This window comes from Snodgrassella sp. W8158, assembly GCF_016100435.1.
GTDB classification, from domain to species: domain Bacteria; phylum Pseudomonadota; class Gammaproteobacteria; order Burkholderiales; family Neisseriaceae; genus Snodgrassella; species Snodgrassella alvi.
Genome location: NZ_JACFSM010000001.1, coordinates 83,292 through 96,327, shown reverse-complemented (window position 1 = coordinate 96,327; position 13,036 = coordinate 83,292). Strand labels below are relative to the sequence as shown.

Sequence of the window (13,036 nt, the reverse complement as noted above, 5' to 3'; positions counted from 1 at the left end):
TTTTAAATTTAATGTCAGCTGTTTTGCAGTTGATATAAATAGCGATAGTAACCATTTGGTTTTTCCAGTAACTCCTGATGAGTACCTTCTTCTACTATGCAGCCTTTATCCATGGCTATAATACGATTGGCCATACGGACTGTAGACAGACGATGTGCAATAATCAATACAGTACGTCCTTTGCAGATAGCCTGCATATTTTTCATAATAGCTCGTTCGGATTCATAATCCAGAGCACTGGTTGCTTCATCAAGAATCAAAATACGCGGATTGCCTACCAGAGCCCGGGCAATTGCTACTCGTTGTCTTTGACCTCCTGAAAGACCAGCGCCCTGTTCTCCAACTATAGTGTCATATCCTTCCGGCAACTCCATGATAAATTCATGTGCGCCGGCCATTTTAGCAGCATACATTACTCTTTCCAGCGGCATGCCCGGATCAGCAAGAGCAATATTGGCACGGATACTCTGATTGAGTAGAACGTTTTCTTGAAGCACCACACCTACCTGACGCCGTAACCATGCCGGGTCAGCCAACGCCAGATCATTACCATCAACTAAAACCCGCCCCCGCTCCGGTGTATATAAACGCTGTACCAGCTTGGTTAGAGTGGATTTACCTGAACCAGAACGCCCGACAATTCCCAGAATTTCTCCGGGCCGGATATTTAAACTCAGATCCCGTAATATTTCTGCACCATCAGGCCGGTAGCGAAAAGAAATTTTTTCAAATTCAATTTGTCCTTTAATATTGGGAAGAGCCATGCGCGAAGTTGGATTTTCCGTCGGAGTATTCAGAATATCTCCTAACCGTGATACCGATATTCCCACCTGCTGGAAATCCTGCCATAGCTGTGCCAGCCGGATAACAGGAGCCGCTACTTGTCCTGCAAGCATATTAAATGCAATTAATTGACCTACAGTCAGATCGCCCTTAATTACCAAATGCGCACCAAGCCATAATGTAACAACTGTAACCAGTTTTTGGATAAACTGTACACCTTGTTGTCCGATAGTAGCCAGCCGGGCAACGCGAAAACCGGAATTGACATAAGCGGCCAGTTGCTGATCCCAGCGTCTGGTCATCTGTGGTTCAACGGCCATTGCTTTAATGGTACCGACAGCAGTGACTGATTCAACCAGAAAAGACTGATTATCGGCATTGCGGGCAAATTTTTCATTCAAACGAGCACGCAAAATCGGGCTGATAGTTGCAGACCAGATGGCATAGCAGGGCAGGGAGATAACAACTACCAATGTTAGCCAGCCACTATAAAACCACATAACCAGCAAGAAGATAAAAGAAAAACATAAGTCTAAAACAGAAGTTAATGCCTGTCCGGTTAGAAAATTCCGGATTTGTTCCAGTTCACGCACCCGTGCAACGGTATCTCCCACTCTGCGATGCTCAAAATAAGCCAGAGGCAGACTTAACAGATGTCTGAATAATCGTGCACCTAATTCAACATCAATACGTGATGTGGTATGAGCAAATATATATGTACGTAATCCGCTTAGCACGACATCAAAAATAATGATCACCAGCAATGCAATAGTAATAACATCAAGTGTTGAAAAGCTGCGGTGAACCAGAACTTTATCCATTACCACCTGAAAAAACATAGGTGTAACAAGTGCAAAAAGCTGAATAAAAACGGATACAACCAGTACTTCCAGAAAGATACGCCGGTATTTGATAACAGCCGGAATAAACCATGTGAAATCAAATTTGGCCAGTTGACCAAGTATTGATGCACGGGAAGTAACCAATATAAGCTGTCCAGAATAGCGTTGGGTAAATTCTTCTTTCGTAAGGATAACCGGTTTACCCTGTTCAAGATCCTGAATTAAATAGCGATCACCATCTATTCTAGCCAGAACAAAATGCTGTCCGTCATCCCGCCAAACAACTGCAGGTAAAGCCACAAGATGCAGACGTTCAACATTATGCTTTACCAGCCTGGCTTTTAATCCCAGGTCTTTGGCTGCCAATAGCCATTGCTCACTGTTTAAATCCCCTTTTTCAGCATATTTATGGGTAATATCGGCAGGATTAACTGCCAAACCATGAAAATGGGCAATAAGTACGAGTGCAGTAACCGCTATATTGGGTTTTTGAAAACTATCTGATTTTTTTAAAGAATCAGATTTTGAAGGCAGAGACTCAGGTGATAATGACATAGGTATTAAAAATATCTTAATTTAAGATGACAAATTAACATAAATAATAACAAAAATACACATAAAAAAGACAATAAAATCCAAATATTTAATATTTAATTATATTGTATAAAATTTAAAATATATATAAATAATATGTATATATTTGACTTAACATCAAATAATGTTAAATTTAATTGATATCAATTCAGGATTTTAGTAGTCTGTTTTAAATCAGATTTTGTTGATTTTATATAAAAAGGATAACTAAGTTCATATAAGAATATTTTTAAACACGAACTAGTATTTTATTCCTTGTTAATATAAAAATGATATACAGATAATTTTATTTAATAAGTTAAATGTAGAGTTGTATTTATTATTTTGTTTATAAAGTAAAGGGGGGATTTTATATAAATAGAAATTAATTTTTAGAATGCAAATATTAAATTTAACTTTTGTATTAATTTTTTTAATTAAGGATTAGCTATATGAATGCGTTAATCAAAGAATACCAATATCAGAATACTAGCTCAATATTTTCAGATAATGTGAACCTAATTGAAGGAAGTGATAAAGATGATATTTTATCAGGAACAAGTCAGGATGATACTCTGATAGGAGGTTCAGGGAATGATAAGCTATACGGAGGTGCAGGTAACGACACTTACGTTTTTGCTAAAGGATATGGTAAAGATCTGATAAGTGACGAGGGAGGTGAAGCGGATACAATTCAGTTTTTAGATGTCAATTTTGAAGAAGTGAAATTCAGGAAAAAAGACAATACACTGTTTATTTATGGTTATAACGAAGAAGATTCAGTTGAAATACGAGATTTCTTTAATTTTAATGGTAAGTATGCGATAGAAAATTTTGTATTCAAAGATAAGACAATTACGCTGGAGCAGTTGCAAAAAGAAGGTATGGAACTGTACGGAACATCAGGAAATGACAATATCAATATATCAAAAGGCAGAGGAATACTGCATGGCGGAGATGGTAATGATACTCTTAAAGCCAGTCAATATGATATTGCAAATGACATACTGGATGGTGGTGCAGGAGATGATACATTATGGGGATATAAAGGAGATGACATCCTGATAGGAGGTGGAGGAAATGATAATTTATATGGAGGAGAGGGTAACGATACTTATGTTTTTGCTAAAGGACATGGTAAAGATCTGATAAGTGACGAGGCAGGTGAAGCAGATACGATTCAGTTTTTAGATGTCAATTTTGAAGAAGTGAAATTCAGGAAAAAAGACAATACACTGTTTATTTATGGTTATAACGAAGGAGATTCAGTTGAAATAAAAGATTTCTTTATTGGCTGGGGAAATCATTCAATAGAGAATTTTGTATTTAAAGATAGAACAGTTACATTAGAGCAACTTCAGAAGGAAGGAATGGAACTGTACGGAACATCAGGAAATGACACTATCAATATATCAAAAGGCAGAGGAATACTGCATGGCGGAGATGGTAATGATACTCTTAAAGCCAGTCAATATGATATTGCAAATGACATACTGGATGGTGGTGCAGGAGATGATACATTATGGGGATATAAAGGAGATGACATCCTAATAGGAGGTGGAGGAAATGATAATTTATATGGAGGAGAGGGTAACGACACTTATGTTTTTGCTAAAGGACATGATAAAGATATTATAAGTGACGAGGCAGGTGAAGCAGATACGATTCAGTTTTTAGATGTCAATTTTGAAGAAGTGAAATTCAGGAAAAAAGACAACACACTGTTTATTTATGGTTATAACGAAGGAGATTCAGTTGAAATAAAAGATTTCTTTATTGGCTGGGGAAATCATTCAATAGAGAATTTTATCTTTAAAGATAAAACTGTTACGTTAGAACAGCTTCAGAAGGAAGGAATGGAACTGTACGGAACATCAGGAAATGACACTATCAATATATCAAAAGGCAGAGGAATACTGCATGGCGGAGATGGCGATGATTTGCTCCAAGGCAGTACATTGGATATTGCGAATGACATACTTGATGGTGGGGATGGTAATGATACCCTTTATGGATATAAAGGAGATGATACTCTGATAGGAGGTGCTGGAAATGATTGGCTATATGGCGGAGAGGGTAACGACACTTATGTTTTTGCTAAAGGACATGGTAAAGATCTGATAAGTGACGAGGCAGGTGAAGCAGATACGATTCAGTTTTTAGATGTCAATTTTGAAGAAGTAAAATTCAGGAAAAAAGACAATACACTATTTATTTATGGTTATAACGAAGGAGATTCAGTTGAAATACGAGATTTCTTTTATCCGCATGGAGGGCATGCGATAGAAAATTTTGTATTCAAAGATAAGACAATTACGCTGGAGCAGTTTCAGAAAGAAGGAATGGTAATACACGGTACTGCTGGCAAAGATGAAATTTGGCTTAATACAGGTAGAGCAATTTTATTTGGAGAGGATGGGGATGATATCCTTAGTGGCGGAAAATATAATGATGTTTTAGTTGGTGGTAACGGAAATGACATTTTACAAGCTTATGGAGGAGATAATACATTAATAGGAGGGACAGGTAATGATGATTTAAGAGCAGATGATGGGAAAAATATATTTGTGGGCGGAGCTGGTGATGATTATCTTTCCGGCGGAGGTGGTGATGACATATATATTTTTTCAAAAGGACATGGAAATGATTTTATCTGGGATGGAAATGTATTATTACAACATAATAATAGTAAAGAAGATACTATAATATTTACAGATGTGAATATGAATGAAGTTATATTTAGAAAAAAAGGAAATTCATTATTTCTTCTAGGTTATAATCAGGGTGATTCCATTGAAATAAGAGAGTGTCTTTCTAAAGGTGCTGGAAATTGGGCTGGAGTCGAGAAGTTTGTTTTTAAAAATCAATTAATTACATTATCAGAAATTTTTGCTAGTTTTGAACGAAATGGAAATAAAGATGGTGATTACTATTTTTATACTGAAAATAATGTAAATCATAACGACATAACCGGTCATCCTCAGGTCACACAACAAGTTCAACAGCTTGTTAATGCAATGGCAGGATTAAATACAAATGCAATAGATGATGTGCAATTGTGTGAATTATTAGAACAAAACAGATTACTGGGTAATATTGCAACCAGTTTTGATAAATAATTGAAATTTAATTATTAAAGTCTGTGTAAAATAACCTGTGATTAATATTAATCACAGGTTTATAATATATTTGACAAAGATATTTATATAAAATAAAGACCTATATTAATTATAAAAATTTTGAAAAATATAAATCCAAGATTTTATTAAAATTATTTCATATACAGCAAATATAACAATTATACTCGGGTAAATATTAATTTTAAATATTTTATTAAATGGTTTATTATTTGATTATTTGAAAAAATTTTTCTAAAGGGATATATTAGCAATGTTTAAACTTATATTGATATTGGATCAGATAGGTACGCTCATAATCATTTTACCATTACTATATTGTCTAGTAAATATGATAGATAAAGTACTGATTATTGCAAAAAATAATCAAAAAAAAACAAAATATATAGTAATAGTTTTATCCATGATATTAATTATTGCAGGAGGATTTAAAATAAAAAAACTATATTATGAAAGACCCCCTTATCACTTTTGGTATGAATTATTAAAAAAGAATTCTAAACCTTTTTACATTTCACAAAACGAGTTTGAGGAAAAGAATAGAGAAGGATACTGCTGGCGAGACAGGAAATATTACACCAAAAAAGAGCTTTGGCATAAAGCAATGAAAAGTCTGATAGGAAAAATCATATATGAAAATAAATTATATTGGGAAAATCGGACAAAAAATATGGATGGTAAATTTTTACCTACTTATGGTCAATGTACCAGCTCGGATAATTGCAGAGTATGGCAAGTACCAGTTGATCTAACAAATCAGAAGCTTAATAATTATATAGGTGTTCAAAATAATTATTTGGATAATATTAATGAACTTATTAAATTACCAAAAGTACAGACTTTTATATATGACTCAGATAAAAATTATATTAATTATAATTTTGGATTAGAAAAATTTATTTTAATACACCGAAAAACAAGTGAAGATTCTATTAAATTATATGGGAGTGATTGTTGTACAGTATATAATAAATCTGAATGGCAATTAATGAAGAAAAGAAAAAATTATGTCTTAGCATATAAAGAATCGATTTTTGATACTTTTGTAGAAGAATCAAGAATTCCTCCAGATGAAGATATAAATTCATTGGGAGTAGGTAATTATTATTTTGGTATAGATGGTTTTTTACCAAAAACCAAAACAAACTATTATCCGATAAATTATCCGTATGAAGTATTTTATTTAAATAATTGTGGCGATATTTTATATAAACCATATTTCTATAAAATAAATAAAATGTAATTATATGACAAATGTGATATATTTTGTAAAGCTTATTAATAATAAGTTTTATTAATCTAAAATTATGTATGAAAGTATAAATATATGGCTTATGAATTAGAAAATGGGAAAGATTTAGTTAGTGTTGATGAAATTCTGGCTAGATATATTTGGAATCAGGAAAAAGCACCATCACGCACAGAATTAATTGATGATAAATGGATAAGAGAGACTAATGCCGTAGGTGAAGCATTAATTATAGACGCAAATGAATTTATGTGTCATGGGGGAGGACGTTTTGTTTCAGCGGCGGATTTTGGTATGTTTGAAAAATTTTTTGATTATAAAAGTAATATATTAGCCGGAAACTATAATTTCCTGAATATGTGTAAGTTAATATACAAAAATGATAAAGATTATAAAATTGATGAAAGTGATCCCGACTGGCGGGAAAAACATCAATATTTTAAAGATAAAGTTTTTAAAAGACACATAAGTCAATATGATACTGGTTTTAGTGCAAGTGATTTTATCACACGTGCCTTTATTTTTGGCTCAACAAGCTTCACTATAGATTTTGATTCAATAGAATTCATTGTAAAAGAGGATGGTTCAAAGGAAATACGAGGATTAAAAATAATCCCAAATGCAGATAATTTTGATTTTGAAGGCAAAGGATTAAAAGCAGATATATTTAACTCTTTATACAAAAATAAAATTGATCCGTATGGAATAGGTAGACAAGTTCCTATTGTATTTTCAGGTAATATTTCTGCTATTACTGTAACAGAGGCAGATTTTGCTCAATTGCGTTTACAAAAAAAAGAGCTTAAATCGAAAGACGGTCTGATTGCAAAATCAAAGGCATATACAAATGGTTTATTTGAGATAGATAATTTGATTAGAAACTCTCCATCTATTAATTTTAAAGATTCCTTGGGAAGAAAAGTTATTTATGATGCAGATAGTAAATTTCACAATGGTATTTTAGAGGCCGAATCTATAGATGATATGGGAATGGTGTTTAATGGCCCTGGATCTGTATTAATTGGTGGTGGTGGTGAAGATGATTTAATAGGTAGCGATGGTGATGATTTGTTAATGGGCGCCAGTTCCTACTCATATGAAAAAGATCTACTTAATGGAAAAAACGGATATGATACTTATATTGTTGATACCATGGATGTTATTGAAGACTCAGATGGTTCTGGAGAAGTATATTTAAGAGATGGCAGAAATAAATGTCTTGCACCAATCAGCAGCTATAAAGGTAATAAATTAACCGGTGGTGTTCATGCTGAAAATGATCCTGAAAATACTTACTATGGTGGCGGAATTAAGTATTTTTGGGAAGGCGGGGATTTAATTATTAATGATGGATTGATCATAAAAAATTTCAGAAATGGAGATTTAAATATCCGGCTGAGAGAAGAAGATGATACTCGGCCGGATTTCAAGGATGCGGAGGATATCAGATCACCTATTATCATTGATATGAATGGAGATGGTGTAAAAACTACTGCACAAGGTAAGCATACATATTTTGATCATGATGGAAATAGTTTTGCAGAGAATACTGGCTGGGTTGATAGTAATGATGCACTACTGGTTTTAGACCGTAATCAAAACGGATTGATTGATGACGGAAAAGAGTTATTTGGCAGTAATACTTTATTATCTTCTGGTAAAAAAGCACAAAATGGATTCGAAGCCCTGGCTGAATTTGATGAGAATCGAGATGGTGTAATTGATACTGCTGATTCAGTGTGGTCGAGATTACAATTATGGCAAGATAAAAATCAGAATGGTTTAGTTGATGAGGGAGAATTATTGTCGCTGAGTAATACTCAGATTACAGAGATAGGACTTAAATATCTGAAAGGTGATAAAAAAGATGAGAATGGTCATGAGCACAGAGAAACATCTCAAGTTACCTGGGCAGACGGGCATCAGACAGATGCAACAGATGTATGGTTTAAGGTAGATAAAGGAGATACTTTTAATACTGATAACTTGGCAATTGATAAAGATATAGCGAAATTACCTTATATACAAGGCTTTGGTAATGTATCAGATCTGCATACTGCTATGCAGAAAGATGCTGTTCTAAAGGAAATGGTTAAAGCTTATCTGACAGCTGATACTAAAACACGTGAATCATTACTGAACAATTTGATTTATAGATGGACTGGTTCTGAACAGATTGATCCCGTAAGTCGAGGAAAATATATTGATGACGCACGGAAGTTGGTAACTTTAGAAAATCTAACCGGCTCAGATTTTTTAGGTACTTGGTGCTGGGGAGAAATTGATTCAGATCCTCATTCAAAAGCAGCACCTATACTTATTAAGGAGTTTAATAAATTTGCAGAATATGTTTCTGCCAGTTTATTGGCTGAAGGAGTATATAAAGAGCTATTTTCCCCGATTATTCTGGCGCAGTGGAATGCTGAACAGCAAAATATTGGATATGATTACTCTAAGCTAAATCAAGAGCTTGTAAAATTAGTTGAAAATAATCAGCTGGTCGAAGCTAGAGAATTGATGCAAATTGATAAGAATCTTGGTAAATATAATAGTGAGGCAAAAGAAAGAAGGCTGAATAATATCAGAAAATTCACTAAAGAAGCCAATAATGAAATGGTTTCTAAATTATACGGAGAATTAGATAATATTTATTTCAGTACGACTGGAAATGATGTTTTTGTCGGACAGAAGAATCAGAAAGATCGGTATATATTTCGGATAGGTCATGGTCAAGATGTAATAGAAGATAGAGGTTATGTAAGAGCTGATGAAAATGAATTACATTTTGAAGGAGCAAAATCTTCAGATGTGCTATTTTTGCGGGATAAAAAAAATTTAATTATAAAAGCTTATGGAGCGAATGACTCGGTAATATTATCTGATTACTTTTCATATTGGAATATATGGGATTTTTTTAAATTTGTATTTGAAGATGAAAGTGTTTCTGCGAAAGATTTAGAAAGTAGGTATATTATTACACAGAATGGTGATGATAAAGATAACAGAATCGATGGTTGGCACGGTAAAGATCTCATCAAGGGAGGGGCAGGAAACGACGAATTATATGGAGAAGATGGCTATGATATTTTGATAGGGGGGGCAGGAAACGATAAATTATATGGGGGAAATGGTCATAAAGATCGTTATGAATTTGAAGCCGGACATGGAGCAGATATAGTTTATGATGAAGGTAATCGAATTATTAACCCTAAAAATCAACGCAATGATCTAGTATTTAAAGGTGCTAAATTCTCAGAAACAAGATTTATTTGTGTTAATAAATATGACTTAGTTATTCAGGCATATGGGGCTGAAGATTCGGTAACTCTGCCAAATTTTTTTAATGCTGATTATTATGCAAGCAGAGAATTCAACTTCATATTTGATGATCAAAGTATTACATATGAAGATCTTTATGAATATCCTTTGTTAGGAAGTGATAAAGATGGTGTTCTGAATGGAGGAAAAGGAAATGATGTTCTGAATGGAAAAAAAGGCAACAACATTCTTAATGGTAATGATGGTAATGATATTTTAGTTGGCGGAGCTGGAAAAGATATTTTGAATGGAGGAGATGGTGACGATATTTTATGGGGAGGTTTTGATTATGATGTTCTGAATGGCGGTACCGGAAATGATGTTTTAAACGGCGGTGATTGTCATAAGGACCGTTATGAATTTGAAGCCGGACATGGTAAGGACATAGTTAATGATTTAGGATATATGGATAAACAACGTCAGGATGAGCGTAATGATCTGATATTTAAGGGAGCTAATCTTGCAGATGCTAAATTTATCCGTTCTGGTGAAGATTTGGTTATTTATGCATATGGATCAGATGATTCAGTAACCTTGCCCGATTATTTTAATACTATTTTTAATTTTATAAATGAATATAACAGAGCTTTTAATTTTGTGTTTGAAGATAAAAGTGTTACCTATGAAGATATTGAAAGAAATTTTCCTTTCACTCAAAATGGTGATGAAAAAGATAATGTTATTTCGGGCTGGCTAGGAATTGATATTTTAAACGGAGGGGCTGGTAATGACACTCTCAAAGGTGAAAATGGCAATGATATTCTGAATGGAGGAGCTGGTGACGATATTTTATGGGGAGGTTATGGTTATGATATTCTGAATGGCGGCACCGGAAATGATATTTTAAAAGGCGGTGATTGGCATAAGGATCGTTATGAATTTGAAGCTGGACATGGTTACGATGTAATTGATGATAGAGGGGAAAGCTCTAAAGAATATATAGAGCATCGTAATGATGTAGTATTTAAAGGTGCTAATTTCGCGGATGCTGAATTTATCTGTTCAGAAGGCAATCTGATCATAAAAGCATATGGAACAGAAGACTCTGTGACGATCTTAAACTATTTCGGTACCGATAGTTACTACTACCACTCTTTTAATTATATATTTGAAGATATAACTATAACATATGAATATATTATTGATAATTATATCTTTACTTTTATCGGAAGTGATGAGGACGATAGACTATACGGATCAGATGGAAATGATATTCTTAACGGGGGAAAAGGTAATGATTCCATAAGCGGCGGACTGGGATACGATATTTTGATTGGAGGTACAGGAAACGATCGTTTATTCGGGGGAGATGGTCATAAAGATCGTTATGAGTTTGAAGCGGGGCACGGGAATGATTTTATTGATGATATGGGAAGTTACGGCAAAATAAACTATTATAAAGATAATAATGATTTAGTATTCAAAGGAGCAAAGCTGACAGAAGCGGAATTTACCCGTTCCGGAGATCATTTAGTTATCCGGGCATATGGAGGTGATGATTCGGTTACTTTGTGGGGCTATTTTAAGGGAGACTCTAGTAGCTATAATGAATATAGATCATTTAATTTTATCTTTGAAGATGAAACTATTATAGGTAAAGATATTAAAGAACGATATACTTTCAATCAAAGTGGAAATGAAAAAGACAATACTATTTTTGGATGGGATGGAAAAGATATTTTAAAAGGGGGAGAGGGTAATGATACTTTATGGGGAGGAGAGGGTGATGATATTTTATACGGCGAAGAAAATAACGATATACTGAATGGGGGAGATGGTAACGATATACTATATGGAGGGGATGGTAACGATATACTGTATGGAGAGGATGGTAACGATACACTGTATGGAGGGGATGGTAACGATATATTGTATGGAGGGACAGGTAGAAGTATTCTGAATGGGGGAGACGGTGACGATATTCTTAATGGGGGACGCTTCACTGATATTCTTATTGGCGGAGCTGGTAATGATATATTAAGTGGAGGAGATAGAAATAAAGATCGCTATGAATTCGAAGCTGGTCACGGACATGATATAGTTAATGATTTAGGTGGAGGCTATGGGAAATTTGATTTTAATGATTTAGTATTTAAAGGTGCGCAATCAGCAGAAGCTGTATTTAGTCGATCTGAAAATAATTTGATTATTCAGGCTTACGGTTCAGAAGATTCAGTAACTTTACCTGATTATTTTGATGTCAATAATCAATATAGTAGAGAATTTAATTTTATATTTGATGATAAAACTATTAACGAATACAATCTTTATTCTTATCCTATAATTCAATGTACAGACGACAAGAATAATACTATTTACGGATGGAATGGAAAAGATATTCTAAAAGGAGGAGCAGGTAATGATATTCTGAATGGAGGTTCAGGAAATGATGTTCTGATTGGAGGTGCTGGCAACGATATTTTAAAAGGCGGTGATTTTGATAAAGACTGTTATGAATTTGAAGCCGGACATGGTCAGGATATGGTGAATGATTTAGGAAATATGGGTAAAAAATATCAGTATCAGCGTAATGATTTGGTATTTAAGGGGGCTAATCTGACAGATGCTGAATTTATCCGTTCTGCTAATGGTAAAGATTTAGTTATTTATGCTTATGGATCAGCAGATTCAGTGACCTTGCCTGATTATTTTAATACTAAAAATAAAAATAGCAGGGCTTTTAATTTTGTGTTTGAAGATAAAAGCGTTACCTATGAAGATATGAAGAAAAATCCTTCTTTTGGCGTAACTAAAGCTAAAAATGGAAATAATATTGCTAATCTACGGAAAATTGCTTCCAGTGATTTGGCAGATAACTCACCACTTAAAGGTAAATTTGTTTCTAATCATAGTAATGATCCTTCAGCACAGATTCAGAATTTACTTTCAGCCATGGCAGGATTTACTCCCGCTATTGATGATAGATTAAATTCGGTGGAGCCGATACAGCAATCTATGCATTTAACAAGTGTCCCTGCTTATTGAATAAATTGGTTTATTTATTAATTAAGCCTAGGTAATAAAATACCCGTAATTGCTGATTACGGGTATTTTTTATTGTGCATGAAATTATCTGTGGAAAATTTAAAATAAAGATAAATGTTAATTTAATGCAGAATTTGAAGGTTTGAAAT

The 13,036-nt window shown here is 33.8% G+C and carries 4 protein-coding genes; 3 read left to right on the top strand and 1 reads right to left on the bottom strand.

Going from position 1 to position 13,036, the window contains the following annotated elements; all coding sequences use genetic code 11:
* Positions 1 to 14: 14 nt before the first annotated feature.
* The gene (locus H3V11_RS00405) at positions 15 to 2,180 is read right to left on the bottom strand and encodes a type I secretion system permease/ATPase (protein ID WP_078474730.1); all 2,166 of its coding nucleotides are present in this window, start codon (positions 2,178 to 2,180) and stop codon (positions 15 to 17) included.
* A gap of 470 nt (positions 2,181 to 2,650) precedes the next feature.
* Between H3V11_RS00405 and H3V11_RS00400 the strand changes: the two genes are divergently transcribed.
* The 3 genes from H3V11_RS00400 to H3V11_RS00390 all read left to right on the top strand — a co-directional run bounded on the left by H3V11_RS00400 (position 2,651) and on the right by H3V11_RS00390 (position 12,887).
* Positions 2,651 to 5,317, top strand: a complete 2,667-nt coding sequence (locus H3V11_RS00400; protein WP_198223366.1) for a calcium-binding protein — start codon at positions 2,651 to 2,653, stop codon at positions 5,315 to 5,317.
* 349 nt (positions 5,318 to 5,666) lie between these two features.
* The gene (locus H3V11_RS00395; protein ID WP_144340625.1) at positions 5,667 to 6,578 is read left to right on the top strand and encodes a hypothetical protein; all 912 of its coding nucleotides are present in this window, start codon (positions 5,667 to 5,669) and stop codon (positions 6,576 to 6,578) included.
* Positions 6,579 to 6,662: 84 nt separating this feature from the next.
* A complete protein-coding gene (locus H3V11_RS00390) occupies positions 6,663 to 12,887 on the top strand; it encodes a hypothetical protein (RefSeq protein ID WP_198223365.1) in 6,225 nt (2,074 codons plus the stop codon).
* The last annotated feature ends 149 nt before the right edge of the window (positions 12,888 to 13,036 follow it).

Bases quoted from the DNA above. Each gene is read 5' to 3' on its own strand.
- H3V11_RS00405 (WP_078474730.1), bottom strand. From the start codon at position 2,180: ATGTCATTATCACCTGAGTCTCTGCCTTCAAAATCTGATTCTTTAAAA.
- H3V11_RS00400 (WP_198223366.1), top strand. From the start codon at position 2,651: ATGAATGCGTTAATCAAAGAATACCAATATCAGAATACTAGCTCAATA.
- H3V11_RS00395 (WP_144340625.1), top strand. From the start codon at position 5,667: ATGATAGATAAAGTACTGATTATTGCAAAAAATAATCAAAAAAAAACA.
- H3V11_RS00390 (WP_198223365.1), top strand. From the start codon at position 6,663: ATGGCTTATGAATTAGAAAATGGGAAAGATTTAGTTAGTGTTGATGAA.